This window comes from Maribacter confluentis, from assembly GCF_030505015.1.
Lineage (GTDB): Bacteria > Bacteroidota > Bacteroidia > Flavobacteriales > Flavobacteriaceae > Maribacter > Maribacter sedimenticola.
This window is the reverse complement of record NZ_JAUKUC010000001.1, coordinates 3,398,883-3,425,142: the sequence shown is the minus strand read 5'-3', so window position 1 is coordinate 3,425,142 and position 26,260 is coordinate 3,398,883. Positions and strand designations below refer to the sequence as shown.

Sequence of the window (26,260 nt, the reverse complement as noted above, 5' to 3'; positions counted from 1 at the left end):
TTAAAAAATCTCAGAGGCCTCTCTCAATTTCTCTGTATTCTCAACTAAACTCAATTCGTCTATTATTTTTTGAATGTCCCCATCTATTATATTGGACAAATCATACAATGTAAGACCAATACGGTGGTCCGTAACCCTACCCTGGGGATAATTATAGGTTCTTATCTTGGCACTACGGTCACCACTACTTACTTGGCTATTACGTTTTGCGGCGTCCTCTTCCTGTTTTTTGGCCAATTCCATATCATACAACCTGGAGCGCAGTACCTTAAAGGCCTTGTCCTTGTTCTTATGCTGCGATTTTTGATCTTGGCACTGTGCCACCAATCCGGTAGGGATGTGCGTTAGCCTCACCGCGGAATATGTAGTGTTTACAGATTGCCCACCAGGACCTGATGAACAGAAAAAATCTATACGAACGTCCTTGGGGTCTATTTGAACGTCAAAGTCCTCTGCCTCGGGCAAGACCATGACCGTTGCGGCACTTGTATGTACCCTACCCTGGGTTTCTGTCTGTGGCACGCGTTGTACACGGTGTACACCGGCTTCAAATTTTAACGTACCATATACATCCGTACCATTTACCTCAAACTGTATTTCCTTGAAACCTCCACTGGTACCTTCACTAAGGTCAATAACATTGGTTTTCCAGCCTTTGGACTCACAATATTTGGTGTACATACGAAATAAATCTCCTGCAAAAATACTAGCCTCGTCACCACCGGTTCCGGCCCGGATTTCTACGACCACATCTTTGGCGTCCTCCGGATCTTTTGGAATCAACATTAATTTTATTTCCTCCTCTAATTTTGGCAAAGCGCCCTTGGCCTCTTCCATCTGTATTTTGGCCATTTCCAGCATCTCTTGATCGCTGCCATCGGCAATAATTTCCTCTGCTTCTGAAATATTATTGGTAAGCTCAAGATATTCCTTACGCTTTTCCATTAGATCTTTAAGATCCTTATATTCCTTGGTAAGCTTTACATAACGCTCTTGGTCCGTAATGATATCGGGCTGTATGATAAGGTCGGAAACCTCATCAAAACGTTGCTTAACAATATTTAATTTTTCTATCATAATCTTACTTCACTTGTGCTGCGAATTTACGATAATTTTGCAGATGCCCTAAAGGGTTGTACAGGCTAAGCATTAAAATAAATTAAAAAAAAAGATAGAATAAAGTGGGTCAATTTAAAATGATGCCGTTACTCTTGTACATTTTATCATGTTCATCTACAATAATTACTTCCGTATCTCCCAACTGATTGATCAATGCCAACCCTGCATTGACACCCATAACAAAGATAGAGGTTGCCAAAGCATCTGATAGCTCCGCGCTTTTGGCAAATACGGAAACGCTTTGAATGCCTGCGGAAGGATATCCGGTCCTTGGGTCCAGGACATGGGCATATTTTTTACCGTTCACTACCATAAAATCTGCATTACCGCCAGAAGTTGCAACGGAAGATTCCAAAATAGGTAGCCAAGAAAACAATCCTTCCTGCCCTTCTGGATTTAAAATTCCTATCAACCATTTTTCTCCGGTAGCCTTTGTTCCCCAAGTAGTAATATCCCCACCAACATTTATAATACCGCCTTGCACCTGTTTGGAAACCAAAAGAGCCTTGGCCTTATCCGCAGCATATCCCTTACCAATGCCCCCAAAAGAAATTCGCATACCCTTTTTTGCAAGGTAAACGGTTTGGTCTTTACTATTAAGTTGAATATTTTTATAGCCGGTCTTTAGTGCCGCCTCTTTAATAGCCAATTTTGATGGCATTTGCGTCATGGAACCATCAAACTTCCATAGATTTTCAAGTGCGGTATATGAAATATCAAAAGCCCCATTGGTAAGTTCGGAAATTTGTATAGCACGCTCTATTAATTTAAAGAGCTCCCAACTTACGGCAACTGGCCTGATCCCGGCATTGGCGTTGATCTTTGAAGTTTCGGAATTAGGGTCCCAAGAGGAAATCAACTTTTCTATTCTTTGAATTTCAGCAAAAGCTTCTTGAATATAAATATAGCCCAGCTCCTCTTCCAATGAGACAACAGTAATATCAAAATCACTGCCCATTGCAGTAAAAGATTTTTTTACGGTGATGAACTGCTCCCCTTGACCAAAAACAAAGAAAGTCATAAAAAAGAAGATAATGGGGGGAAGATTCTTCACTAGCAAGCTCTATTACGGACTATGATTTAATTGTAAATATAGATTTAAGTTGAATTATTTTATAGATTTTTTTACGATATACCCTTACTCGAACACGCGTAACAATGAGCCTTCTAATGAGGTATTGTATATTTTCAATGCTTTGGAAGTACTGTTGGGTATGGTATTCAACGGTGTACCGTTTTGACTAAATTCAGAACCATGAACGTCACAATAAAAAATGCCTCCGTCCTTATTTACAAAACGCACTTGGTCATATTGTTCATGACTACAAATTTGTGTTGCCGCTACAAAATTACCTTCTAAATTTTTAACTACGACCACAAGATCTTTGAGAATAAAATCACCGTTATTGGCCAATTTTTGGCCTTCCGAAGAATTTAGGTCAATAGTAAAATCAATATTGGTAGGTGGGGTTACGATGTTTCCTTCCGTTTCGCTGTCTTTGGAACAACTGCCCAAACAAGGAAAAGTTATGGCAAAGGCTGCCCCTGCCCCTAAGGTTCTTAAAAATTGTTTTCGTTCCATAGCAAAATAGGTTTATACTATAGAACGATATTTTTGGCCTAATCGTATGTACTAATACACAAAGGTTCCATTACTACCGGAAATGGTCAATTTTTTGGAATCTGATGGCTCTACCCTACCGATAATCTGCGCGTCTACCCCAAAATCATTAGAAATCTGGATAAGATCGTCTGCAATAGTTTCAGGTACATAAAACTCCAATCTATGCCCACAATTGAATACTTTGTACATTTCTTTCCAATCTGTACCGGATTGCTCCTGAATAAGTTTGAACAGGGGCGGCACCTCAAATAAATTGTCTTTTATTATATGCAGCTCATCTATGAAATGAAGTATTTTGGTTTGTGCTCCACCACTACAATGAACCATACCATGAATATCCTTAGCATCATAGTTGGAGAGTATTTTCTTGACTATTGGTGCATAGGTTCGTGTTGGGGAAAGTACCAGTTTACCTGCATCTAACGGGGAATCCTTTACCTCATCCGTTAGTTTTACCGTACCACTATAGACTAGATCACTAGGTACTTCGGCATCAAAACTTTCCGGAAATTTCTCTGCCAAATAATTGGCGAACACATCATGCCGGGCAGATGTTAGTCCGTTACTCCCCATACCTCCGTTATATTCCTTTTCATAATTGGCCTTGCCAAAAGAGGCCAGACCAACGATAACATCGCCTGCCTTAATATTTGCATTGTCTATGACATCACTTCTCTTTATTCTGGCCGTAACGGTAGAGTCCACGATAATGGTTCGTACCAAGTCACCAACATCCGCAGTTTCACCACCTGTTGAATGAATGGTAATACCAAATTCACCTAAATCCTTGATCAGTTCTTCGGTACCATTAATAATAGCGGACAATACCTCTCCAGGTATCTTGTTCTTGTTTCTTCCTATAGTGGATGACAACATAATATTGTCCGTAGCACCTACACAAATTAGGTCATCTATATTCATGATAAGCGCATCTTGGGCTATACCTTTCCACACTGATATATCACCGGTCTCTTTCCAGTACATATAGGCTAAGGATGATTTGGTACCCGCACCATCTGCATGCATGACCAAGCAATAATCGTCATCTCCCGTAAGGTAATCCGGTACTATTTTGCAAAAAGCTTTTGGAAAAAGACCCTTGTCTATATTTTTGATTGCGTTGTGTACATCTTCCTTGGAGGCAGAAACACCCCGTTGCTGATATCTTTCACTGCTTGATGTGGACATATTCTTATTTTGTGGCAAAAATAAGGGAAACATTAAAATTGTTGCCTCTAATCTCATTTAATATTATACAATATGTTGGTTAGGCCAATTTATTTAAGATTCAACAACTCCCTATATTTTGTCAAGGGCCATAATTGATTATCCATTAATTTTTCCAACTTATCGCTATGCAACCTTATATCTGAAAAATAGGGCTTAACATTGTTGCAGTAAGCCTGTGCCTTTTTCTTGGTATCCTTTAATGCGTTTGCCTTTTTACGTGCATCTGCCATGGCATCTACCATATTCTTTAAGCTGACCACATGTTCCGCAATTTCCTCTATCATGGTCAATTGTCCCTCAGAGAATTTTTTGTGTGCCGCACCATAAATTTCCTTTAGGCCGGACACGTTTTTAATTAAGGTATTCTGGTAAGCTATTGCCGCAGGAATTATAAACCCGTATACCAGTTCATTATAGACCCTACCTTCTATCTGGGTATGCATTATATAATTTTCCAAATCTACCTCTTGCCTTGCACGAACTTCAACCTCGCTCATAACTTTCATAGACTCAAACAGACTTAGACTTTCCCTGGAAGTTAGAATCTCAAGTGCTTCCGGTGTATTTCGGTTATTACTAAGTTTTCTTCTTTTGGCCTCGTTTTCCCAGTCTTGGCTATACCCATCACCGTCAAAACGAATTCTCTTTGATGTTTTAATGTACTCCCTTAAAATATTGAAAACGGCCTCATCTTTCTTTAATGATTTTTTATCGATAAGCGAATCGACCTCTTTTTTAAAGTCCTTTAATTGTTTGGCCACAATGGTATTCAAAATTGTCATTGGTTTGGCACAATTGGTTTTGGAGCCCACCCCGCGCATTTCAAACTTATTGCCTGTAAAAGCAAATGGAGAAGTACGGTTGCGATCTGTATTGTCCATTAAAATCTCTGGAATCTTACCTACTACATTAAGCTTTAATTCCGTTTTTTCCTCTGGTGACAATTTACCTTTGGACACTCCCTCCAATTCATCTAGCACACTACTTAACTGTTTGCCTACAAAAATTGAAAATATGGCCGGCGGTGCTTCATTGGCCCCCAAACGATAATCATTACTGGCAGATGCAATTGAGGAACGCAAAAGCTCTTCATAGGTATCTACCGCTTTTATCGTATTGATGAAAAAGGTCAAAAATTGTAGGTTCTTCATTGGTGTAGACCCCGGACTCAATAGATTTACACCCGTATCCGTTGCCAAGGACCAGTTGTTATGTTTTCCTGAACCATTGATTCCTGCAAATGGTTTTTCGTGGAACAGAACGGTAAATTGATGCTTATCCGCAATTTTATCCATAACGTCCATCAATAAAAGATTGTGGTCTATGGCAAGATTGGCCTCCTCAAAAACAGGTGCCAATTCAAACTGATTTGGTGCAACTTCATTATGCCTGGTCTTAACGGGGATACCCAATTTGGTGCACTCTTTTTCAAGATCACTCATAAAGCTGAGCACCCGCCCGGGAATAACACCAAAATAATGGTCGTCTAGCTGTTGGCCCTTAGCAGGAGTTTCACCAACCAACGTTCTGCCCGTCATAATAATATCCGGCCTAGAATGCGCAAGCGCCTTGTCAATTAAAAAATATTCCTGTTCCCAGCCTAGGGTGGCATTCACCTTGGTCACGTTCTTATCAAAATATTTGGCTACAGCTGTGGCAGCTTCATCAACGGCACTCAAAGCCCGCAATAGCGGAGCTTTATTATCCAAGGCCTCTCCCGTATATGAAACGAAAATAGTAGGTATACAAAGTGTAGTGCCATAAATGAACGCTGGTGACGAAGGGTCCCATGCCGTATATCCCCTGGCTTCAAAAGTATTTCTTATACCGCCACTTGGAAAACTGGACGCATCCGGTTCTTGCTGTACCAACTGCCCGCCACCAAATTTTTCCAATGCGGTGCCATCTGGCATTAAATCAAAAAAAGCATCATGTTTTTCTGCCGTAGAACCAGTTAAGGGTTGAAACCAATGGGTATAATGCGTAGCACCCATAGATATTGCCCAACCCTTAATAGCCTCTGCCACTTGATCGGCTATTTTACGGTCGATCTTAGAACCGGAAACCATGGCATCCTTTAAACTTTCCAGCGCATCCTTAGTCAAATATTGGAGCATTTTATGTTCATTGAACACATTGACCCCAAACAATTCCGATCGTCTACCTTTCTCTTCAATTGCTATACTATTTCTCTGCTGGCTATTGGCTATTGCGGCAAATCTTGATGATTTCATACGTAAATACATTATTAATATGGCAAAATTACGTTCTTAAAATATAAATATGACAAAATACCCGATAAATTATGGGGGTATAAAACAGTTTATTTAATTTTTAAAGATTAACCCCCTTAAAAATGTGTGGGAAATGATAAAAAACATATTTTTGTTTGTCTTTTATTTTAAAAAATTATAACGATCACAATTATGAGCAAAACAAAATTAGAATACATCTGGTTAGATGGATATTTTCCAACCCAAAACATGAGAAGCAAGACCAAAGTGGTTAATGACTTTGGTGGTAAATTAGAAGACTGTCCAATGTGGTCTTTTGACGGAAGTTCAACTCGTCAAGCTGAAGGTGGTTCTTCTGACTGTTTGCTTAAGCCTGTTGCAATTTTCCCGGACCCAGCTAGAAAAGATGGGTATTTGGTGATGACAGAAGTTCTTAATGCCGATGGTACTCCGCACGAATCTAATGGAAGAGCTACTATTGAAGATGAGGACAACGATTTCTGGTTCGGTTTTGAACAGGAATATTTTATCATGGACACTTCAACAGAATTGCCTTTAGGTTTCCCAAGAGGCGGATATCCTGCTCCACAGGGTATGTACTACTGCTCTGTTGGTGGAAAGAACACGCACGGAAGACACATTGTAGAGGAGCACGCCGATCTTTGTATAGCTGCCGGACTTAACTTTGAAGGTATTAACCAAGAGGTTGCTTGTGGTCAATGGGAATTTCAATTATTTGCAAAAGGCGCAAAATTGGCAGGTGATGAATTATGGGTAGCCCGTTACTTATTGGATAGGTTAACCGAATCTTATGGATACTATATAGAGTACCACCCAAAACCATTAGGTAAGGATATGGACTGGAACGGTTCTGGTATGCACGCAAACTTCTCTAACTCTACATTGAGAACATGTGGGGACAAAGCAACTTATGAGAAAATATGTGAGGCGTTTAGACCTGTAGTAAAAGAACACATATCCGTTTATGGTGAATTTAACGACCAACGTTTGACCGGACTTCATGAAACTGCAGCAATTACCGATTTCAGCTACGGTATATCTGACAGGGGAGCATCTATCCGTATTCCTATTGCAACCGTTGAAAGCGGATGGAAAGGATGGTTGGAAGACAGAAGACCAGCTTCTAACGGTGACCCATACAAAATTGCAGGTAGAATCGTTAAAACGGTTAAATCTGCCAAAATTTAATACTACATTAATTATTTTTTATACTAAAAATGCCTTGGACTATTCCAAGGCATTTTTTTTAGTAGATTTTAAAGATTATCCTATTGTTACATATATAAAGGTCAGATATATTATAAATAGTATTAGACCATCTCTCCAACCTAGTCTTAATCCTTTTGGAATAAAGACCAATGGCAGGATAAGAAAAGAAATGCCGAGCATCCAAAAGATATCATTTGTTAAGAGACCCTCGTCCATAACGGTTATTGGTGTAATGATAGAAGTAATACCTAATACGGCCAATAGATTAAAAATGTTGGAGCCAATTAAATTCCCCAAGGAAATTGCTTTTTCTTTTTTTATTATTGCGATTATTGATGCTGCCAATTCTGGAATACTAGTACCTACCGAAACTATTGTTATTGCTATAATACGCTCACTAACGCCAAATATAGTGGCCATACCCACTGCGCCATTGATCAACAGTTCAGAACCGCCCCAAAGGGCACTACCCCCCAAACCAAGAAACAATACTGTTTTATAGGTCGGCATCATGACGTCCGGTTCGTCCTCTTCATCAATCACGGCAGGCTTTTGAAAGCGTAGCAGATATACCAAGAATAAAAATAGAAATACCACCATTACTATACCCTCATACTGCACTAACACCGCATCAAAATAAATAAAGAAGAAAAACAGGATAGAAGCAAGCATCATCACCGGCCAATCTGTTGTATAAAAACTTTTACTAACATCTATTGGGCTCAATAAAATGGTAATTGCCAATACAAGGCCTAAATTGGCAATATTAGACCCTACCACATTCCCCAAGGCCAAATCTGGAAATCCGTCCAGGGCGGCATTGATACTAACAATAAGCTCAGGAGCCGATGTTGCAAACGAAACCACCGTCATTCCTATGACAATTTTTGGGATATTTAATTTTAAGGAAAGATCAACCGCCGCTTTTAACAACCAATTACCGCCTGCAATTAGTAAGGTTAGTCCCGCCACGATAAAAAATAGATTTAACATATATCCGGTTTTTGACAAATATAACAGAACAAAATTGTTGCTGATGACATAAACCCGAATATTAAAAAACTAAAATTTTAGTTAAATAACTATAAAAATAGTTTTATAACTATAAAAACAGTTTATATTAGCACTCCTAAGAATAGGATTATGGAAAAATTGACCAACAAGGAAGAAGAGATCATGAAAATTCTTTGGTTCCTAAAAAAAGGGTTTGTCAAGGAAATAATGGCGGAAATTACGGATAACAAACCCCATTACAATACGCTTTCTACCATTGTAAGAAATTTAGAGGAAAAAGGCTTTGTGGATTTTATCGCTTATGGTAAAACCCACCAATACTATCCTATCATTTCTAAAGAGAACTATTACAAAGCCCATGTAAACGAAGATATGGTAAGCTATTTTGACAATTCATATAAAAATCTAGTTTCCTTTTTTGCCAAGGAAGAAAAAATTTCGGTCAAAGAACTGAAGGAAATCATAAACTTAATTGAAAAGGAAAATTAAATGGAAGCAATTTGTTTTTATATTCTAAAATCTGGTGTATTATTATTCCTTTTCTATGGTAGTTATTATATACTATTGAAAAATGAAACTCTATTTCGTTTTAATAGGCATTTTTTGTTGTCCGGCCTGATTATCTCTGTATTATTGCCAACGTTTTATATAACAAAAAACGTAACGGTTCCTGTATACACAATTCAACAAGAAACCACTAATATTACAGAACTGATTAAATACCCACTAGAAGGGTTTTTGAATACCACGTTGATATTAACGATCCTTTACACTGTAGGAGCACTATTCTTCCTGGCCAGGCTATTTGCACAACTAATACATTTGCGAAAGATTTTAAAAGACGGGCAAATAGTATACGCTCAAAACACCATACACCTAAGGACAAACAAAAATGTACTTCCTTTTTCCTTTTTTAAAACCATTGTTTACAATCCGTCTAAACATAATCCAGAAGAATTAGCTGCAATCGTGGCCCATGAAGAAGTACATGCCAAGCAGTATCACTCCATAGACATCCTGATTATGGAACTTATATTGGCATTACAATGGTTTAATCCCTTTGTATGGTTATACAGAATGGCCTTAAAACAGAATCTGGAATATTTGGCAGATACAGAAAACACTCAAATAAAGTTTAATAAAAAAGCCTATCAATATATATTGTTGCAACAGGCATGTAGCAATTATAGATTATCAATTGTAAATCCATTTTTTAATTCATTAATCAAAAAACGAATAGTTATGATCAATCAAAAACAATCACATCAATTAAACGCATTAAAAAGTTTAATCATTGTTCCGCTTCTAGCATTTTTTCTGATAAGTTTTAATACGAAAGAGGTATATGCAATTTCCGATTCCAAAGTCTTGACCAAACCATTAAATACTATTGAAGTCCTAATCGATAAGCATACGACAGATGATGAGCTTTTGAAAATTAAAAAAGAACTACAGAAAGAAAAGTTTGATTTTTCATATACAGTTGTCCGTAACGAAGAAGGTTTTATTAAAAATATTTCTTTACAAGTTACCGGAGGAAATAAAAAAAATGGTGAGGCAAGCAGTTCATTTAATTCTGTAGCGGACAATGACACTATAGATCCAACATATATAAGTATAGACCTTAGTACAAACCGCATATCCATTAGAAATGGAAAAGCTGAACATAAAATGATCCAAGTAAGGACCAGCCCCAGCAAAAAATTAAAAATTACGTCAAAGTCAGATAGCGATCATGATATTGAAATCATGGAAGAAGAAGGCAATACATTTCTCTATATAGAAAATGATAAACAGCCGCTCATTTATATTGATGGTAAGAAAAGTGACCATGATATATTGAAGTCAATAAACCCATCAAATATTGCCACAATGAATGTCATTAAAGGTGAAGCGGCCATTACAAAATTTGGAAAAAGTGCACAGAACGGAGTTATTGAAATAACCACCAAGAATTAATTACATAACCAGTGTATTATATAAACAGTCCGGTGGATAATCTCCTCCGGATTTTTCATTTTAAAGATGAAAAAGCCACTTAGTAGCATTTTACGGGAATAATTTACCTACATTCTGCTATACATTACAAAATCACCACTACAATTATTACAAAAGATAAGTATATCTAACTATTCATTTAATAAATGAAATGAATTCATAGAGCGTTTGTTTTTATTTGCAATCCTTTTTGCGTTTATACTTACAACTTAGTAGCCAAATGTATTATTTTAACAAGATTAACTTGTTACAAAAACAACACTATAATACCTTAGAAGAACCATAACAGAACTATTAAATTTTATTCTCTATACGTATGATAGCAATCATAAAATTTTTAATCATTTTGATACTAAATATCGTATCAACATTTGGATTTTGGTAGTACTACACCAAGCGTAATATACATAAATACAGAGCTATAAAAACAAGCTTTATTTTATGTATTTTTGAAAAAATCCGTTAAGTTGAAAAAAGCAACATTCAAGGTATTGGCAAAATTGAACAAAATACTATTGCCATCTTATACCAGTAAGCGTTTAGATCTTTCCAAGGCCTCAAAAATGCAATTGGCAATAATTGGCTGGCGATATTTTGTTACCACCAACGCTCTAGATTAATACGTTATTAAAGATTGTACGGAATACTCGTTGATTTTCTCCTTCCCGTTTAAAAAATTAAGTTCTATCAAGAAATTGCATTGTACAATTACACCACCTAATTTCTCTACTAATTTACAAGCAGCCATGGCAGTACCTCCAGTAGCAAGAACGTCATCATGGATCAAAACACGATCACCTTTCTGTATAGCGTCTAAATGAATTTCAAGCGTATCCGTTCCGTATTCAAGTTCATAGGTCTCGCTAATTGTCTCAGAAGGCAACTTACCTGGCTTACGAATAGGTACAAAACCTGCATTAAGTTTATCTGCAAGCAATGGACCAAAGATAAACCCCCTACTTTCCATACCAACAACCTTATCAATATCCTTACCTTCTAATAAATTCAACAATGCCACGGTCGTTTTTTTTAGCGCATCTGGGTTCTGCAACAACATGGTTATATCTTTAAATACTACCCCTTCTTTAGGAAAATTGTGAATATCTCTAATTAAGCTTCTTAATTCCATTTAATAACCTGTTCTTAATTTTGTGGTAAATGTAAAAAGAAATATATTTGCACCCCGTTAAGGGAAATAAAAAATGGCCTCGTGGCGCAACTGAATAGCGCATCTGATTACGGCTCAGAAGGTTACAGGTTTGAATCCTGTCGAGGTCACAAGTAACAGAACCCTACAAATTTTATAATTTGTAGGGTTTTTTGATTTTAAATTCGTCTTAAGAGTTAAAAATATTTGTCATAACTACACTTTAGGTCCAATTTTTTTAACATAACAATTCTTAAATATTGGCCATGACATTAATCATTTTAAGAATTACAGTTTCCTTTTAAATTTGGGTATGGCAGAGAGTATACCCTCCATATTTGAAATATCTAAAATACTTGAGCGAATTAAACAGTTTTTTATACAAATTGGGGAACTGTCTTTTTTCGCACGACGTTTTTTTAAAGAACTTTTCTCTGTGCCTTTCGAATTTAAAGAATTACTACGCCAATGTTATCAAATGGGTAACCGGTCTTTAATGCTGGTAGGTATGACCGGTTTTATTATAGGTTTGGTCCTTACATTGCAGTCTAGACCTACAATGATTCAGTTTGGCGCAGTATCAATGATGCCAAATATGGTAGGTATTTCTATAGTAAGGGAAATAGGTCCTGTAATAACCGCCCTAATTTGCGCTGGTAGAATTGCATCGGGTATAGGTGCCGAATTAGGTTCCATGAGGGTAACAGAACAGATAGATGCAATGGAAGTTTCAGGCACCAACCCTTTTAAGTATTTAGTAGTAACGCGAATTCTAGCTACAACACTAATGATTCCGATTTTAGTAGTATTTGGAGATTTAATCGCATTATTAGGTTCGGCGCTTGTAGAGAATCTGAAAGGTCAAGTTTCCTTTCAACTTTATTTTAATACAGTTTTTGATGCACTTAGCTTTGGAGATTTAATTCCTGCAACAGTAAAATCATTCTTTTTTGGTTTTGTCATTGGTCTGGTCGGCTGTTATAAGGGCTATAATTGTAAAAAAGGAACAGTGGGGGTCGGTATAGCCGCAAACACGGCCGTAGTCATGGCATCTTTATTATTATTTATAGTTGATTTTATTGCAGTATTTGTTTCAGATATATTCTATGAATTATGATATGAATAAAGATACTCAGAAAATAAAAAAAAAAGAGCTCCATAAGTTTATAGACCATTTGAAACGGAATACAGTCATTCGCATAAAAAACGTTACCAAGAGTTTTGGTGACAACCATGTTTTAAATGGATTCAACTTAGTGCTTTACGAAGGTGAAAATCTAGTTGTTATGGGAAAATCGGGTTCAGGAAAATCAGTTATGATCAAATGTCTGGTAGGATTAATGGCTCCTGACAGCGGCTTTATAGAAGTTATGGGTAAAGAAATATCGACATTAGATCGACAAACCTTAGACGAATTACGCTCGGATATTGGTTTTCTTTTTCAGGGCAGTGCCTTGTATGATTCTATGACCGTTCGCGAAAATTTAGAATTTCCGATGCGACGACACAGAGACAAATTGGGTAGTGTAAAAGATACGACTCCCCTTGTTTTGGAAGCCTTAGAAAATGTTGGTTTGGCACATACCATGGATTTAATGCCAAATGAACTTTCTGGTGGTATGAAAAGACGTGTAGCACTAGCACGAACATTAATACTGAAACCAAAGATTATCCTTTATGATGAGCCCACCAGTGGTTTAGATCCAATAACGGCAAAAGAAATAATTGAGCTAATGAGAAATATTCAAAAAAAGTACGGAACAAGTTCCTTAATTATTACTCATGATGTGGACTGTGCTAGAGTAATTTCTGAAAGAATGGTTTTATTAGTAGATGGAATTAACTATGCCGAAGGCACCTATTCAGAATTATCAAAATCAACAGACCCAAAAGTAGAAGCATTCTTTAAAAAATAAAATTATGGCAAAAACAAAATTAGAAAATTTGAGGTTGGGTATTTTTGTTGTTTTAGGCACCATACTTCTTCTATTTGCAGCATACCTAATTGGAAATAGACAGAATATGTTCAGTAAAACATTTGAAATTACAGCTGTATTTAAAAATGCTACCGGACTACAAAATGGGAATAACGTTCGATTTTCAGGCATTAATGTCGGCACAGTAAATGGCATAGAAATGATCAACGATACTACCATACAAGTTCGTATGGTAATACAAGATAATATGCGTCAACATATCAAAAAAAATGCCATTGCCAGTATTGGTACAAATGGATTGGTTGGCAGCATGTTAATCAATATTATTCCTGGTTTAGGTACTTCTTCCTTAATAAGTCCAGGAGATGAACTATTATCTTCTAACAAAATAGGCACCAAAGATATGATGAGTACTTTGAGTATTACCAATGAAAATGCCGCTTTACTGACTAACGATTTGTTGAAAATCTCAAAAACTTTAACAAATGGGCAAGGAACTTTAGGCAGGTTACTCAATGATACCATAATGGCTAACGACTTGCATAAAACAATGGTCAATTTAAAAAATACCAGTTACAAAGCAAATTCAACTATTGCCCATTTAAACGATATTGTAAAGCAATTAAATTTTAAGGAAAGTGTTGCTGACATATTATTTAACGATACCATTTCTGGCGAAAAAATAAAAAACGTAATTCAAAATCTAGAAACTACCACTATTGAAATTGATGAAATGTCTAAAAACTTAAACCTTGCCATTTCTGAAATCAATGATGGACAAGGCGCTATTTCTTATCTGGCAAAAGACTCTTTATTTGTGAACAAACTTGAGAAAAGCATGGAAAACATAGAACAGGGCACAGAAAGATTTAACGAAAACATGGAAGCACTAAAACATAATTTTTTAACCCGAGGCTACTTTAGAAAATTAGAGAAACAAGAAAAAAACTGACAAAATTTTAAACTCAAGTCGTGTCTAAAATGTGCATGAATTTTTAAGATATTTAAGTGCTAAAAAAAACTAATGAAAATCTAAGTCCCGCTTTCAATATACAGTATACCTTTCTTATCTCAATCTATTGCTGTTGAGATAAACTGAACATAGTATATTGGTTTAAATTTTTAGATACATAAAATTATAGAACTAGCTATTTTGACCATGAAAATTAACTTACCAAAAAATTATATAAATGACTTGGGTCATTTGTAAATTCTGTCCTTCCATTACATTTAAATCTTTGTGAAAGATCTACAAAATGGAAAATGATTACAAACGTAAAACTGTCAATATACAGATAGACGGAGTTATATTAAAAGGCAACTTAGGTATACCTAAAAATGCTATTGGTTTGGTCATTTTTTCCCATGGTAGCGGAAGTAGCCATCTAAGTCCACGCAACAACTATGTTGCTGAAATATTACAAAAAAATGACTTGGCTACCTTACTTTTTGATTTATTGACAGAAGATGAAGATAGTGTTTACAAAAATAGATTTGATATAGATTTACTGACTCTACGCCTAATTGACGTAACGCAATGGGTTCAACAACAAAAAGAAACAAAAAACTTATCACTTGGATATTTTGGAGCAAGTACAGGTGCTGCCTCGGCATTAAGGGCCGCTGCATTTTATGAAAAAACAATTAAAGCGGTAGTTTCAAGAGGGGGGCGACCAGACCTTGCTTTAAACGACATTAATAAGGTAACCGCTGCCACATTATTTATAGTGGGCGGCGATGATGATGTTGTAATTCAACTTAATGAAAAAGCTTATCAGAAATTACAATGCCAAAAAAAACTAGAAATAATACCCAATGCAAGTCACTTATTCGAAGAACCAGGCAAATTAATTGAAGTGGCACAAATATCTGCTAGTTGGTTTGCTATGTATTTGTAAAATTAAAAAACAAAACAATGTTTAAAGATAGAAATGATGCAGGAAATCAATTAGCAACACTGTTAGCCAAATACAAAGATGATGACGTAATTGTATTGGCAATACCAAGAGGTGGCTTACCAATTGGAGCATCTGTTGCTACCTTTTTAAATGCGCCATTAGACGTGGTACTGACAAAAAAAATAGGTCATCCAAATAATAAAGAATATGCGATTGGCGCAGTTAGCCTTGAAAGTATAATTCTTTCAAATTCTAATGTTTTAGATAATAATTATATTAAAAGAGAGACCGAACGTATACGTAGAACACTAAAAGAGCGACACAAACAATATTATAAAAATTGCTCTCCTAAAAAATTAAAGAATAAAACGGTAATAATTGTTGATGACGGTATTGCCACCGGAAATACCCTATTAGCGACTATAGCGCTGGTTCAAAAACAACGACCTACTAAAATTGTTGTAGCAATACCCGTAGCTCCTCCATCTGCAATCTATAAAATAAGTAAGTTAGAACATGTAGAAGAAGTCATTTGTATATTACAACCCAATAATTTTAGGGCCGTAGGGCAATTTTACAAAAACTTTGAAGAGGTAACCGATCAAAAAGCCATTCAAATATTAGATTCTTTCAAATCTAAAAAAGTATCAGGTATTTGAATGAATATTTTAAATTGAATAATTTAATCATCTTGATTTTTATACAATTTGCTATTTTTTAGTGGCTTTTACCACTATAAAGGATCCTTCTTCAAAACCTTCTTTGGGTATTTGAACATCTTTAATTTCATCTAAATTTCCAAATAGTGTTTGGTTGAATTCCAAATTTTTGAAACCTGCTTCATTTAATAAGGTCTTTATTCTGTTGACAGTATAAAAATTTGCATTTGCAAAAAAAGTACTTCTATGACGTCTTTCAAAATATTGTTGAGCTACACTTCTTTCCCTATCCAAAAAACCGACTATAATTGCTCCTTTTGGTTTAAGAACCCTATATGCTTCAGCAAAGGCGTGTTTTATATTATCTAAATAACAAATTGTAACAAAAAGCACGAAATTGAATTTTAAGTCACCGAATGGTAACTGTTCGGCATAACCGTCTACTACCGAAATACCTCTTTTAACGGCCAATGCTGCCATTTCCTTAGCAGGCTCTATACCTTCTTTTATACCCAAAGGCACAGAAAACCTACCTGTCCCCAAGCCCACTTCGATACCATGAAGATTTTCAGGTAATTTCTGTAATTGTTCCTTTATAGCTAAGAGCTCTGATTCAAATACTTCAGGATAGTTTTTGTACCATTGCTCATAAGCTTCAACATTTTGGTCAAATATTTTCGTTTGTAGCATTATCTTTATTTTAAGGTTACCTTAAAAATCGATAGAATAAATTGTTTTTAAAATGACTTGGGTCACGAACAGTACAATTTATTATACCGAAAATGTGGTAATTAATAATTCTATACTATCACCAACTAGGTTAAACTTGGTAAAGTCAAAACGATGAGAGTGAATGATAAAAAACCTATTGAATATTAAACGATCATCAATTTATCAGAAAGCAAATCTTTTTTACTCTTACTTAATGGCAATGATTTACCATTGATTTCAACGTCTTTACAACTAAACTGCTCAATACTTTTAAGATTTACGATATACGATTTATGTATCCTTAGAAATTTATCTTCCGGCAACATTTTTTCAAATCCCTTCATGGTAAATTGAACAATAATATTTTGTTTTTCGGTAACTATTTTTATATAGTCGCCTATTGCTTTTACCCATTTAATATCACGTAATACTACTTTTATCTTCTTGAAATCACTTTTTACGAGAACGAATTCTTCCTCTACATTCTTCTGATTTAATATAATATGTTCCTTTAAAACCTTTCTAACAGCAATATTAAAACTCATTGATGTAATAGGTAATAACAAGTAATAAGAAATATTATATTCAAAGGCCTTCACAGCATATTCAGAATTATTAGAAGTCAATATTGTTTTCGGTGGATTTTCTAATGATTCTAAAAAATCAAATCCAGAGAGTATTGGCAAATCAACATCTAAAAACATTAAGTCTATTTTGTTCTTCGTTATTTGATAATTGGCTTCTGACGCATTACTACACATGCCGACCAATACCAGGTTCGGATGGCTATTTATCATTTTCTCAATTATCTTTTGCTGTATAATGGATTTGTCCAATACTAAACATCTTAGCTTCATATCTTTCGTGGTTAGTTTTTTAAATCTAATAGTTAACCAAAAAAATCATTTTATTGATAATAATTCAACTTGTATGGTTTTTTGGCAATACTTAAACAAATGCTTTTAGAAAAGGGTCAATACCTAAAAATTGCATTAAGGTTACTATTTTCTACAGGCATATCTTCGGTAGGTAAAAAAAACACCTTACCCCCTTTTTTAAGGGTTTCTAAAGCTGCCAAATTCGTTAATGAAGTGTTACTGATTTCTTTTGACTCATCAATGCGCACCTTATTGGATGTTATATCGAACGTGCCAAAAATATCAGTATCGTTTTCAATGAATAGGGTATCTACTGTACCATTTAAGGCAGCACTAAGTATATCGCCTATTTCATATGAGGTTTTTTGGGTATGATATAATTCTTTAAACTTCAGGATCATTTCAGATTCTATTTTTGTAAAATGGGGTTCTATCAAATTCCAAGAATCTTGATGCAATGAAGTCTTCACCTTAAATTCTGGATCTCCACCCAAATGCCCATCATAAACATTTTTATAGGTACTTGTCTCTTTATAAATACTATACAAATAGTCTGTACAAGCTAACAATAATGGTGCATTTTGGTTTTCAATGGCCTTCTTAAGCCCTTTATCCAAAGCCCTAAAAAATTTCACCAGCTCTTTTTTATCATCATCCTTTCCTTCTCCATGACCATGAAACACCCCTGCGCCACCTACATTCTGTCCACTTCTAAATTGTAACATTTTTGGTCTATAATCAAACCCAACAGCTTCTTCTAAACGCTTTGGCGCAAAATCTTCAACAAATAGATCCTCAAAATGATATCTTGATGCTTTGTAGAGTTTAACATAATCTCTACTAATTTCAAGTAAGTAATACGTACCATCATTAATATAAATTGGAAATAGTGGTTTTAGATAAAAATGATTAGCTACATATGTTTGTGTTTCAAATGAAATTGGTATTTTAAAATACTGCAATCCTGTTTCAGGATCTAAGAAAATTGCCAGTCCTTTAGATGGATTTCTCCATAAATCTACTCTATCTAATAATTGACTAATTGGTTCAAGATAATCTTCTACATCACTTTGGTGTAACTGATATTGCAACAATACTGAGCTAACCTCTTTTAAACAATTTTTCAATTTAGCTTGGGCCAAATGAAGATTTTGTTGCATCCCCTTTTTATCCATTGATATATAAATGGACACACAATGAAATATCTTTTTTGCCATTAAAGATTCAAATGTAGTTTTTAACAATGGTAGTTTTTCTGCAGTATACATGTTCTATCTATTTTCTACCAAAATACAGATTGCAGCAAAATAGCTAAATGATTTGAATCAGGTATAAAGAAAAACTGAATAAACTTAAAGGATGAAATAGCAGAAAAATCTAACTTATTATGATGAAGAACGTTTAATTTTATAAAGGCATTTTTCAATTATACTCAACAAATCTTTAAACTCAAAAGGCTTTACCAAATAGCCGTCTGCTCCAGCTTCTATGCCGGTCTTAATATCTAATTTTTCAGATTTAGCACTAAAAAAAACAAATGGGATTCTTTTTAAATCAGGATATTTACCAAGATGACTTAATACGGTAAATCCATCCATTTCGGGCATACGAAGGTCACATAAAATCAAATCTGGCATATTAGATTTAATCTTTTCCAGGCCGATTTTTCCATTAGCAGCTGTTAGCGTAGCGTAGCCTTCCAGTTCTAAAAGTTCAGAAGTATTTTCCCGTATATCATTATCATCTTCAATTATAAGGATACTGATCATGGTATAACCAATTAAGTTCAAGCTTATGGGATAAAAAAGATACAAAAAAAACTACAATCTTGGTAAGAAATAATTTCACGTTTAAATCGCTACTTGTTAAATGTTCCTATGTAATTCAATAATATTAAATGATACATTAAGGAAAGAGATTCTGTAAAAAACTGTATGACTTAAATCATTTCACACCTAAATCACTAATCTTAGTTTACCGTCAGTTTCTTTTATCTTCAACTTTAATATCCTTGATTTCTTAAGATTAGAGCCGTTCTTCAAATTCCAGAAATAGGTATTAAATATTAAAAACTAAAGTATTTAATTACAACATATAGCCATGAAAATCATTGCCATTTTACTTTTCAGTTTTTACACTACACACATTACATCTCAAAGTATAAGCAAATTGTATGAAGAGGCCAATGCATCTGTTGTTCTCATTAGAACATGGCAACCAGAAATATATAGCCATGGAAAAATGAAAACCCTGATTTCCATAGAAGGCCTTGGATCAGGCTTTGTCATCTCAAATGATGGTGATATAATGACTGCTGCACATATTGTTCAAAATGCTACCATTATTAAAGTCGTTTTTTCAGATGGAGAAGAAGTACCTGCGAAAGTGCTTTACTCATACCCTACTGCCGATGTAGCATTAATTAAATTGACCGAATCAAAAAATACTCCACTTTCAATTGTTACTTTGGCAGATTCGGATAAAGTTAAAATAGGAGACCAAGTCTTTGTAATTGGTTCACCATTTGGTCTAGGGCAATCTTTGTCCGTTGGTTATGTTAGTGGTAAGTATTCTCCCACACAAGTATCAAGCGGCTTTATAAAAACAGATTTCTTACAAACCGATGCCGCCGTAAACGAGGGTAGTTCTGGCGGACCATTATTTAATATGAAAGGAGAGGTAATAGGTATTGCTAGCTTTATTATAAGCCATTCTGAAGGTTTTCAAGGGATATCTTTTGCAGCTACTTCAAACATTGCAAAAGAACTACTTTGTGATGAAAGACCACTTTGGACAGGTATTGAGGCTTATTTCATTACCGGATCTTTAGCAGAAATATTGAATTTACCACAAATTGCCGGAGTAATGGTACAAAAAGTAGCCCCACAATCATTAGGAGATAACTTAGGCTTAAAAGAATCGTATTATCACCTACAGATTGATGGTGATAATTTAGCGGTTGGTGGTGATGTTTTACTATCTTTTAACGACGTACCATTAACAAATGAGAAAAACATGGCCAAAGCATGGTCTATCATACATAACCTGCAATATGGCGACACCTTGAAAGCTAAAATCTTAAGAAAAGGCAAAATCATGAATTTAGCATTTATAATTCCGAAAACTGAAAAATTTTCATCAAACTGATCTAGGTCATTTTAAAAAGATAATGTTCGTATTATTTTAGCACTATAATTAATCTAAGTTCTTTGAAATAAATAGCTATTTGAATCTTGTTCTTAGGAACCAAGATTCAATTCAAAAAGAAGAAAGTATTTCAAATTCAAAAGACCATTTGAATTCTTCATATGTTTAGTAAAAATATAAAAAAGAATCAGTATAAGTGTAATTTGAAAAAATACCGACTTCTTAGAAACCAAGTCATTGCGATGACTTGGTTTCTTATATAATTATAAGGTATTGATTGGATTATCGTAAGATAGTACAGATCATAGTAAAGAAAAGGAGGCTGTAGTAATCTATATTAATTTTCATATCAACTTAGCAATAGGTTGATTAAAAGATTGATTTAAGGCAACAACAAATTCTATTCTTTATGAGAAACAGGAAGTTTTGGCTTCCTGTTTTTTCTTTAAAATGTAAATATAAAAAAGGCTTCTAAGCAGTAATGCCTTAGCAGTCATATCATGGTATTGCAAATACTTCTTTTTCAAGAATTACAAGTTATATATGTAGTTGGTACATAGTTACTTGTTCTGCGTTCAAAATTATAAAATTGCAATATCAAATAAAGGACCGGATATTTCAGAATTCCGGTCCTTTTTAAAAACCTATTAAGAAAAGGTATTATTATCGTAAGGTAATAAATACCGGAAAGTGTTCGAATTATTAGTTGTCGAAATCGCCCCTATATCATTTTAGCAATAAGATGACTTAAGGATAGATGTAACACAAAGAATAAAACGAACACTTCAAAGGAAACAGGAGACCATAGGTCTCCTGTTTTTATTTTAGAATCAAATATAAATTCCAGCTCAATGAAGACTAAGCTAGTATTAAAGACTTATGGGCTTCTTCTATCATTTTTATCATTATTAAATATTATATTATTTATTATTTTCTATGTTATTGCGGCCAAACATTATCCCGGAGGATCATGGTTAGAACCAGATATAAATGGTTTTAGTTTTTGGCACAATTACCTTTGTGACCTATTAGATATCAATGCCATTAATGGTAAGCAGAATGAAGCCAGGTTATATGCAATTGTAGCATTATGCTTTTTATGTACCGGTATACTTTTTATTTGGTCATTACTACCTAAATTATTCACAACAAATAATAACATTCAAAAATTGATGGGTGGTTCAGGATATCTATCCTTATTTTCAATTTTATTTTTAGTGCTTGGCTATCATGACATTGTTGTTCGCATAGCAGGTATATTTGGGTTGGTGGCCTTTGTCACATGCTGTATAGAATTATATAGGACAAGCTATGTAAAGCTCTTTCTATTAGGTGTAGTTTGCATTATTATCTTTCTTTGCAATTATTATATTTATGAAACGGGTATTACCATACATATACTGCCCTTTGTGCAAAAAATTACCTTTATTCTATTTATCGTATGGTTCATTGCCCTAGACTTGACTTTGTACCAAAAAATAAGACATCCCGATGATACTCAAAATAAAAAATATTAAATTGATTTTATCGATATTATTTTAGTCTTTCCTCTTTTCGAAAAAAAGGTTGAATAACCTATATTTTTCTTCATCAAATTGTTCTAAAAAAATATCTTTTTTACGTAACAAACCATCTTCCATAAGATAACTTAATGGTTTAAACATATTATACGTTCTAAATATTTCTTTTGACATCGCTAATATGGGCAAAGCCAAAATCATACCGGCAATACCCCATAGAACACCCCCTATAAAAAGTCCTAAGATTACGAATAAAGGGTTAATTCTAACACTGGCTCCCATAACATTGGGAGATATAAGATTACCTTCTAATTGTTGCACTACAAGATATAGTGCAATGACCGCAAATGGCTGCCAAAAATTATCTGTAATCATTAATACATAAACTACGGGTAAAACTCCCCCAATAGAAGTACCTATATAGGGGATGATTTCAAGAAAACCGGCTAAAAATCCCCAAAAAAATGGATAGGGAACACCTATTAACCAAAGTCCGCTACCAATTAATAGTCCTAGAATTAATATGATCAAACCTTGACCTAGCATATATCGTTTTGCTAAATATTGCACATTCTTGAATAGTTGATCAAGCCTATTTCTATTCTCATAATTAGATTGTGCCAACAGAAAGTTTTTGAATGCAGTACTGTAGAGAAGCATAAAATAAGTTATAACTACAATGAGTACCAAGTGCGCCAATACCGTTGTTGTAGATTGCAGACTTCCTCTAATAATATCAATTGAAAAATCTGAAACAGCTAAAACATTTTCTGAAATCCAACTAGCGGTAGTATCTGCCTCTAGATTGAATTTTTGGTCGAACGATTTAGAAAACACGATCATCATTTCAGCAAATCTATCCTGTACAGATGGTAGTTTACTAAATAAAATTCTTGTTTGATTGAAAAAGAAAAAAATTAGAACAAACATGGGTGCGACAGCTAAAATATAAGAAGTAAGTATTGCTAAAATCCTATTATTGAATTTAAACTCAAAATAAGTTACAATAGGCTTTAACATAAGGGCAAAAAAAAACTAAAAGCTAAAGGTATAATAATGACCTTGGCCGCAATTAAGATCCAAACGCATAGGGTAATGGAAACTAAAAAATAAAAAGTATTAGCTATATTGAGTGTATATTTTTGCATAGGTCAAAACGGTTTAGAAAATTATACCAACCTAAATCTCTCTTTGACTTTGAATATAATTCTATCTACAAAATCTTGAGGCACTTCTAATATATTAGCTATAGTTTTTAAATTCTGATTACCAAAAACCAGCAATTCTACCACGGTTTTACTCTTTTCTGGAATGGTTGAATACAACACCCAAAGTAACTTTCTTTTCTCATCAGAAAGTAAAGCGGCTTCCTCTAGCCCTAATTTATTTACCAACTGCCTTTCTAATGGTTCATATAAGAAAATGTTTTCCGACCAACCTTTATTTTGTAGGTATGAAATGTCCTCTAATTCTTCGAGCATTATGCGGTCGCCATCACCGTCAGTAGTGAATTTTTCATTTAAAGCTTTTAATTCAGCCTTCAATAGGGAATGATAGGAAATATCATCTGGTACTTCTTGAGATCTTATCGCTTCCAGTTTATTGATTCCTGCTCTAAAAAGTAATCGTTGAAATTCAGATATATCAGTAATTAAAGAATAATTTTCGTAAATCTCTACATAGATTTCATCAAGAATTTCGTCAGCTTTATAATAGCCTTTATCAAGAAGACCTTGGTTTTCTGAAGCCTTTAAGCTACCATGAATAAATTCTTTTATTTCATAATTAAAATCTCCCAATTTTTGATAAAATTGTTTAAAGTCATATTCTAGTTTTTCACTGTTTAAATCTTTGGTCTTTGCCATATTAATAAAGTCTTATAAAATTATTTTATCTAATTGTAGATTGTTTCTATTCTTTTAAAACTACACCTAATAATAAAGGTTGAAAATGACTTGGGTCAGTATAATACTATAGTAATCATTAACCATAGCCAACATATTATTTTAGGCAAATGGGCATTTAATTCACCATTTCCATTAAACCAAAAATATTTCCCTCGGTATCCTTACACCTCGCTAAGAATCCTCTATTGGCAATCACAGATTTTGAATCAACGATTTCACCTCCTAATTCCTTAACTTTTGCAATAGCTTCATCAATTGAATCAACCTCGATAAAATGGGTGATTTGTTGTTCTGTTTTTTGTCCTTTAGCAATACCGCCTCCTACTCCTTTTTCTCCGGTCTTAGCTAGGGTTTCAATTAGATAATATTCCTTTGGTCCTTTCGGAAACTTTTCTATTTTCCAACCAAATAGCTTTTCATAAAAATTTTTGGCCCTTAGCACGTCTTCTGCAGAAATATTAAAATGTATTATTGAAGCCATTCTATAAGTTTTAGTTTACACTATTTTTATAACTGAATATAAAATTGACGAATACCTTCTTTTTTTAAAATGATGAAAATCATTTCACTTCTATTTTAATGTAATAAGTACCATGTTTTAAAGAACCAACTGATCAAAATCATGGTTTTACATAAATGACCTAGTTACTTTTAAAAAAATGAAGGCCATGCACAGTATATTACTACCTACAGATTTTTCGAAAAACTCCCAAAATGCCATTGATTATGCCATTTATCTTTTTGAACGTGAGCCATGCACTTTTTACCTATTACATGCATATTACCTTGTACCATCTGAAACAGGAACAAAATTTGATGCAAGTATTGAATTAGATACGTTGCATAAAAGACTAGAAGCTACAAAAAGTGCCAAACATACTTTTGAAACTATTCTGGTATCTGATACAGCTCTAGGTGCAATAGAAAGAGTAATTTTTGAAAAAGATATTCAATTCATTTTTATGGGGACCACAGGTTTTTCTGCCGTACAAGATGTATTCTTGGGCAGTGTGACCACCAGTGTAATAAAATATATCAACAGCAGTACAATTATTGCCGTACCTGGAGAATATGATTATGATATACCCGATGACATTCTTTTTGCAAATGATTATAAACATAGGTTCAAACCTGAAGAATTGTCCCCAATTATAAAAATAGCTTCGCTATGGGGCTCTATAATAAACATTGTATACATTAATTCTAAAAAGAAACTTGAAAACGAACAAGAATCAAACAAAGAACTACTTGATTTATATTTAAAGAATACCAAGCATAGTTTTATAAAGGTCAAGAAAAAGAGTTCTGTTACTGCAACCTTAAAAGATTTGGAAAAAGACTATAAAAATATTGGCATGGTCGTTTTTCTCAAAACTAAACACAGTTTTTTCAAAAAGTTGATACGCGAACCAATTATTCGAAATATGACTTTTAAGACAAAAGTACCTTTAATGATAATGCCTGTATCAAAATAATTTTTTAATGATTGCCATAATTCTAAACATTAAGTCTGATCAATCTTTTTCTTTAGATTCTATGAGTCCTGGATGAAATCTTTTTAAGAATGCATTTCTTGTAGAGTCCATTCTTCTCATCATTTCTTCCATTTCTATAGGTTGTCTTTCCCAGCGATCAAAGAAATAATCGTCCCTAAAAAAATCTCGCATAAAAAGAGAATCGTTCTTTGGAAAAAATGAGAAATCATTTTCCCATTCAAAAGGTGTATTTTCTTTAAAGTAAGATTTAAAAGAGCCCATTATGCTATCTAAATTTACTTTAATAGAATCACCTTTAATATTAGTATATGAATAAGAGTATACCGAATCATATCTAATTAAATTGCCCTGTTCATCATATTCCCTATTAACATTCCACGAACGTTTAGGTTTAGTTGCGTCAACCGAATCTTTTTCTATTTCATTGGTTATTGGTTCTTTTTCTTGACCCTTACACGCAGTAAACAGTAATACTAGTATTAAAATTAATTGAGTCTTCATGTTTTACATG

The 26,260-nt window shown here is 34.2% G+C and carries 26 protein-coding genes, 1 tRNA gene and 1 pseudogene; 13 read left to right on the top strand and 15 right to left on the bottom strand.

Annotation, left to right across the window (positions count from 1 at the left end):
* The 5 genes from prfA to Q2T41_RS14925 form a co-directional block, all read right to left on the bottom strand.
* Positions 1 to 1,077: a peptide chain release factor 1 gene (gene prfA, locus Q2T41_RS14945; RefSeq protein WP_304436730.1), complete on the bottom strand. Its 1,077-nt coding sequence runs from the start codon at positions 1,075 to 1,077 to the stop codon at positions 1 to 3.
* A gap of 109 nt (positions 1,078 to 1,186) precedes the next feature.
* Positions 1,187 to 2,173 carry an FAD:protein FMN transferase gene (locus tag Q2T41_RS14940; protein ID WP_304436729.1) on the bottom strand — a complete coding sequence of 329 codons (987 nt, stop codon included), beginning with the start codon at positions 2,171 to 2,173 and terminating at the stop codon, positions 1,187 to 1,189.
* A gap of 84 nt (positions 2,174 to 2,257) precedes the next feature.
* Positions 2,258 to 2,701: a Rieske 2Fe-2S domain-containing protein gene (locus Q2T41_RS14935; protein ID WP_089259657.1), complete on the bottom strand. Its 444-nt coding sequence runs from the start codon at positions 2,699 to 2,701 to the stop codon at positions 2,258 to 2,260.
* Between the two features lie 51 nt (positions 2,702 to 2,752).
* Positions 2,753 to 3,931 (bottom strand): AIR synthase related protein, encoded by a 1,179-nt coding sequence (locus Q2T41_RS14930; protein ID WP_304437459.1) that lies wholly within the window; start codon positions 3,929 to 3,931, stop codon positions 2,753 to 2,755.
* An 89-nt stretch (positions 3,932 to 4,020) separates the two neighbouring features.
* A complete protein-coding gene (locus Q2T41_RS14925; RefSeq protein ID WP_304436728.1) occupies positions 4,021 to 6,207 on the bottom strand; it encodes a glutamine synthetase III family protein in 2,187 nt (728 codons plus the stop codon).
* Between the two features lie 192 nt (positions 6,208 to 6,399).
* Between Q2T41_RS14925 and Q2T41_RS14920 the strand changes: the two genes are divergently transcribed.
* Positions 6,400 to 7,416 carry a glutamine synthetase beta-grasp domain-containing protein gene (locus Q2T41_RS14920; protein WP_089259656.1) on the top strand — a complete coding sequence of 339 codons (1,017 nt, stop codon included), beginning with the start codon at positions 6,400 to 6,402 and terminating at the stop codon, positions 7,414 to 7,416.
* Between the two features lie 75 nt (positions 7,417 to 7,491).
* Here the strand turns inward: Q2T41_RS14920 and Q2T41_RS14915 are convergent, their stop codons facing one another.
* Positions 7,492 to 8,430: a calcium/sodium antiporter gene (locus Q2T41_RS14915; RefSeq protein WP_304436727.1), complete on the bottom strand. Its 939-nt coding sequence runs from the start codon at positions 8,428 to 8,430 to the stop codon at positions 7,492 to 7,494.
* A 150-nt stretch (positions 8,431 to 8,580) separates the two neighbouring features.
* Here Q2T41_RS14915 and Q2T41_RS14910 point away from each other — a divergent pair, with 150 nt between their 5' ends.
* The 3 genes from Q2T41_RS14910 (at position 8,581) to Q2T41_RS14900 (ending at position 11,069) form a co-directional block, all read left to right on the top strand.
* Entirely contained in the window at positions 8,581 to 8,940 is a 360-nt protein-coding gene (locus tag Q2T41_RS14910) for a BlaI/MecI/CopY family transcriptional regulator (protein ID WP_304436726.1), read from the top strand.
* Positions 8,941 to 10,410 carry a M56 family metallopeptidase gene (locus Q2T41_RS14905; protein ID WP_304436725.1) on the top strand — a complete coding sequence of 490 codons (1,470 nt, stop codon included), beginning with the start codon at positions 8,941 to 8,943 and terminating at the stop codon, positions 10,408 to 10,410.
* A 506-nt stretch (positions 10,411 to 10,916) separates the two neighbouring features.
* On the top strand, positions 10,917 to 11,069 hold the full coding sequence (locus Q2T41_RS14900; protein WP_304436724.1) for an SsrA-binding protein: 153 nt from the start codon (positions 10,917 to 10,919) through the stop codon (positions 11,067 to 11,069).
* Here Q2T41_RS14900 and Q2T41_RS14895 read toward each other — a convergent pair.
* Positions 11,066 to 11,578 (bottom strand): adenine phosphoribosyltransferase, encoded by a 513-nt coding sequence (locus Q2T41_RS14895; RefSeq protein WP_304436723.1) that lies wholly within the window; start codon positions 11,576 to 11,578, stop codon positions 11,066 to 11,068. The genes Q2T41_RS14900 and Q2T41_RS14895 overlap by 4 nt on opposite strands.
* A gap of 75 nt (positions 11,579 to 11,653) precedes the next feature.
* On the opposite strand from Q2T41_RS14895, the gene Q2T41_RS14890 reads away from it, so the two are divergent.
* The 6 genes from Q2T41_RS14890 to Q2T41_RS14865 all read left to right on the top strand — a co-directional run bounded on the left by Q2T41_RS14890 (position 11,654) and on the right by Q2T41_RS14865 (position 16,090).
* Positions 11,654 to 11,727, top strand: a tRNA-Arg gene (locus Q2T41_RS14890).
* Positions 11,728 to 11,909: 182 nt separating this feature from the next.
* The gene (locus Q2T41_RS14885; RefSeq protein ID WP_304437458.1) at positions 11,910 to 12,713 is read left to right on the top strand and encodes an MlaE family ABC transporter permease; all 804 of its coding nucleotides are present in this window, start codon (positions 11,910 to 11,912) and stop codon (positions 12,711 to 12,713) included.
* Position 12,714: 1 nt separating this feature from the next.
* The gene (locus tag Q2T41_RS14880; RefSeq protein WP_304436722.1) at positions 12,715 to 13,512 is read left to right on the top strand and encodes an ABC transporter ATP-binding protein; all 798 of its coding nucleotides are present in this window, start codon (positions 12,715 to 12,717) and stop codon (positions 13,510 to 13,512) included.
* 4 nt (positions 13,513 to 13,516) lie between these two features.
* The gene (locus Q2T41_RS14875; protein ID WP_304436721.1) at positions 13,517 to 14,485 is read left to right on the top strand and encodes an MlaD family protein; all 969 of its coding nucleotides are present in this window, start codon (positions 13,517 to 13,519) and stop codon (positions 14,483 to 14,485) included.
* A gap of 304 nt (positions 14,486 to 14,789) precedes the next feature.
* Positions 14,790 to 15,431, top strand: a complete 642-nt coding sequence (locus Q2T41_RS14870) for a dienelactone hydrolase family protein (protein WP_304436720.1) — start codon at positions 14,790 to 14,792, stop codon at positions 15,429 to 15,431.
* Between the two features lie 17 nt (positions 15,432 to 15,448).
* Positions 15,449 to 16,090 (top strand): phosphoribosyltransferase, encoded by a 642-nt coding sequence (locus tag Q2T41_RS14865; RefSeq protein WP_304436719.1) that lies wholly within the window; start codon positions 15,449 to 15,451, stop codon positions 16,088 to 16,090.
* A gap of 51 nt (positions 16,091 to 16,141) precedes the next feature.
* Here the strand turns inward: Q2T41_RS14865 and Q2T41_RS14860 are convergent, their stop codons facing one another.
* The 4 genes from Q2T41_RS14860 to Q2T41_RS14845 form a co-directional block, all read right to left on the bottom strand.
* Positions 16,142 to 16,780 (bottom strand): class I SAM-dependent methyltransferase, encoded by a 639-nt coding sequence (locus Q2T41_RS14860; protein WP_304436718.1) that lies wholly within the window; start codon positions 16,778 to 16,780, stop codon positions 16,142 to 16,144.
* Positions 16,781 to 16,965: 185 nt separating this feature from the next.
* Positions 16,966 to 17,658 (bottom strand): LytR/AlgR family response regulator transcription factor, encoded by a 693-nt coding sequence (locus tag Q2T41_RS14855; protein ID WP_304436717.1) that lies wholly within the window; start codon positions 17,656 to 17,658, stop codon positions 16,966 to 16,968.
* A gap of 116 nt (positions 17,659 to 17,774) precedes the next feature.
* Entirely contained in the window at positions 17,775 to 18,947 is a 1,173-nt protein-coding gene (locus tag Q2T41_RS14850; RefSeq protein ID WP_304436716.1) for a baeRF7 domain-containing protein, read from the bottom strand.
* Positions 18,948 to 19,064: 117 nt separating this feature from the next.
* Positions 19,065 to 19,469 carry a response regulator gene (locus Q2T41_RS14845; RefSeq protein ID WP_304436715.1) on the bottom strand — a complete coding sequence of 135 codons (405 nt, stop codon included), beginning with the start codon at positions 19,467 to 19,469 and terminating at the stop codon, positions 19,065 to 19,067.
* 310 nt (positions 19,470 to 19,779) lie between these two features.
* Between Q2T41_RS14845 and Q2T41_RS14840 the strand changes: the two genes are divergently transcribed.
* Both Q2T41_RS14840 and Q2T41_RS14835 read left to right on the top strand, forming a co-directional pair.
* Complete coding sequence (locus tag Q2T41_RS14840; protein ID WP_304436714.1) at positions 19,780 to 20,826, top strand: S1C family serine protease; 1,047 nt, start codon at positions 19,780 to 19,782, stop codon at positions 20,824 to 20,826.
* A gap of 851 nt (positions 20,827 to 21,677) precedes the next feature.
* Complete coding sequence (locus tag Q2T41_RS14835) at positions 21,678 to 22,343, top strand: hypothetical protein (protein ID WP_304436713.1); 666 nt, start codon at positions 21,678 to 21,680, stop codon at positions 22,341 to 22,343.
* 21 nt (positions 22,344 to 22,364) lie between these two features.
* On the opposite strand, the pseudogene Q2T41_RS14830 reads toward Q2T41_RS14835, so the two are convergent.
* From Q2T41_RS14830 to Q2T41_RS14820, 3 genes and pseudogenes are all read right to left on the bottom strand, one after another.
* Positions 22,365 to 23,369: pseudogene (locus Q2T41_RS14830) on the bottom strand (AI-2E family transporter); the annotation flags it as partial.
* 146 nt (positions 23,370 to 23,515) lie between these two features.
* On the bottom strand, positions 23,516 to 24,211 hold the full coding sequence (locus Q2T41_RS14825; RefSeq protein WP_304436712.1) for a hypothetical protein: 696 nt from the start codon (positions 24,209 to 24,211) through the stop codon (positions 23,516 to 23,518).
* Positions 24,212 to 24,368: 157 nt separating this feature from the next.
* Positions 24,369 to 24,734 carry a VOC family protein gene (locus tag Q2T41_RS14820; protein WP_304436711.1) on the bottom strand — a complete coding sequence of 122 codons (366 nt, stop codon included), beginning with the start codon at positions 24,732 to 24,734 and terminating at the stop codon, positions 24,369 to 24,371.
* A 187-nt stretch (positions 24,735 to 24,921) separates the two neighbouring features.
* On the opposite strand from Q2T41_RS14820, the gene Q2T41_RS14815 reads away from it, so the two are divergent.
* On the top strand, positions 24,922 to 25,728 hold the full coding sequence (locus tag Q2T41_RS14815) for a universal stress protein (protein ID WP_304436710.1): 807 nt from the start codon (positions 24,922 to 24,924) through the stop codon (positions 25,726 to 25,728).
* A 39-nt stretch (positions 25,729 to 25,767) separates the two neighbouring features.
* Here Q2T41_RS14815 and Q2T41_RS14810 read toward each other — a convergent pair whose 3' ends face one another.
* Positions 25,768 to 26,250 (bottom strand): hypothetical protein, encoded by a 483-nt coding sequence (locus Q2T41_RS14810; RefSeq protein WP_304436709.1) that lies wholly within the window; start codon positions 26,248 to 26,250, stop codon positions 25,768 to 25,770.
* Between the last annotated feature and the right edge of the window lie 10 nt (positions 26,251 to 26,260).

What these genes read in the sequence shown, in the direction of transcription:
- prfA (WP_304436730.1), bottom strand. Translation starts at nt 1,077, where the DNA reads ATGATAGAAAAATTAAATATTGTTAAGCAACGTTTTGATGAGGTTTCC.
- Q2T41_RS14835 (WP_304436713.1), top strand. Translation starts at nt 21,678, where the DNA reads ATGAAGACTAAGCTAGTATTAAAGACTTATGGGCTTCTTCTATCATTT.
- Q2T41_RS14865 (WP_304436719.1), top strand. Translation starts at nt 15,449, where the DNA reads ATGTTTAAAGATAGAAATGATGCAGGAAATCAATTAGCAACACTGTTA.
- Q2T41_RS14875 (WP_304436721.1), top strand. Translation starts at nt 13,517, where the DNA reads ATGGCAAAAACAAAATTAGAAAATTTGAGGTTGGGTATTTTTGTTGTT.
- Q2T41_RS14870 (WP_304436720.1), top strand. Translation starts at nt 14,790, where the DNA reads ATGGAAAATGATTACAAACGTAAAACTGTCAATATACAGATAGACGGA.
- Q2T41_RS14935 (WP_089259657.1), bottom strand. Translation starts at nt 2,701, where the DNA reads ATGGAACGAAAACAATTTTTAAGAACCTTAGGGGCAGGGGCAGCCTTT.
- Q2T41_RS14825 (WP_304436712.1), bottom strand. Translation starts at nt 24,211, where the DNA reads ATGGCAAAGACCAAAGATTTAAACAGTGAAAAACTAGAATATGACTTT.
- Q2T41_RS14920 (WP_089259656.1), top strand. Translation starts at nt 6,400, where the DNA reads ATGAGCAAAACAAAATTAGAATACATCTGGTTAGATGGATATTTTCCA.
- Q2T41_RS14885 (WP_304437458.1), top strand. Translation starts at nt 11,910, where the DNA reads ATGGCAGAGAGTATACCCTCCATATTTGAAATATCTAAAATACTTGAG.
- Q2T41_RS14905 (WP_304436725.1), top strand. Translation starts at nt 8,941, where the DNA reads ATGGAAGCAATTTGTTTTTATATTCTAAAATCTGGTGTATTATTATTC.
- Q2T41_RS14925 (WP_304436728.1), bottom strand. Translation starts at nt 6,207, where the DNA reads ATGAAATCATCAAGATTTGCCGCAATAGCCAATAGCCAGCAGAGAAAT.
- Q2T41_RS14880 (WP_304436722.1), top strand. Translation starts at nt 12,715, where the DNA reads ATGAATAAAGATACTCAGAAAATAAAAAAAAAAGAGCTCCATAAGTTT.
- Q2T41_RS14820 (WP_304436711.1), bottom strand. Translation starts at nt 24,734, where the DNA reads ATGGCTTCAATAATACATTTTAATATTTCTGCAGAAGACGTGCTAAGG.
- Q2T41_RS14855 (WP_304436717.1), bottom strand. Translation starts at nt 17,658, where the DNA reads ATGAAGCTAAGATGTTTAGTATTGGACAAATCCATTATACAGCAAAAG.
- Q2T41_RS14915 (WP_304436727.1), bottom strand. Translation starts at nt 8,430, where the DNA reads ATGTTAAATCTATTTTTTATCGTGGCGGGACTAACCTTACTAATTGCA.
- Q2T41_RS14840 (WP_304436714.1), top strand. Translation starts at nt 19,780, where the DNA reads ATGAAAATCATTGCCATTTTACTTTTCAGTTTTTACACTACACACATT.
- Q2T41_RS14815 (WP_304436710.1), top strand. Translation starts at nt 24,922, where the DNA reads ATGCACAGTATATTACTACCTACAGATTTTTCGAAAAACTCCCAAAAT.
- Q2T41_RS14860 (WP_304436718.1), bottom strand. Translation starts at nt 16,780, where the DNA reads ATGCTACAAACGAAAATATTTGACCAAAATGTTGAAGCTTATGAGCAA.
- Q2T41_RS14910 (WP_304436726.1), top strand. Translation starts at nt 8,581, where the DNA reads ATGGAAAAATTGACCAACAAGGAAGAAGAGATCATGAAAATTCTTTGG.
- Q2T41_RS14930 (WP_304437459.1), bottom strand. Translation starts at nt 3,931, where the DNA reads ATGTCCACATCAAGCAGTGAAAGATATCAGCAACGGGGTGTTTCTGCC.
- Q2T41_RS14810 (WP_304436709.1), bottom strand. Translation starts at nt 26,250, where the DNA reads ATGAAGACTCAATTAATTTTAATACTAGTATTACTGTTTACTGCGTGT.
- Q2T41_RS14850 (WP_304436716.1), bottom strand. Translation starts at nt 18,947, where the DNA reads ATGTATACTGCAGAAAAACTACCATTGTTAAAAACTACATTTGAATCT.
- Q2T41_RS14895 (WP_304436723.1), bottom strand. Translation starts at nt 11,578, where the DNA reads ATGGAATTAAGAAGCTTAATTAGAGATATTCACAATTTTCCTAAAGAA.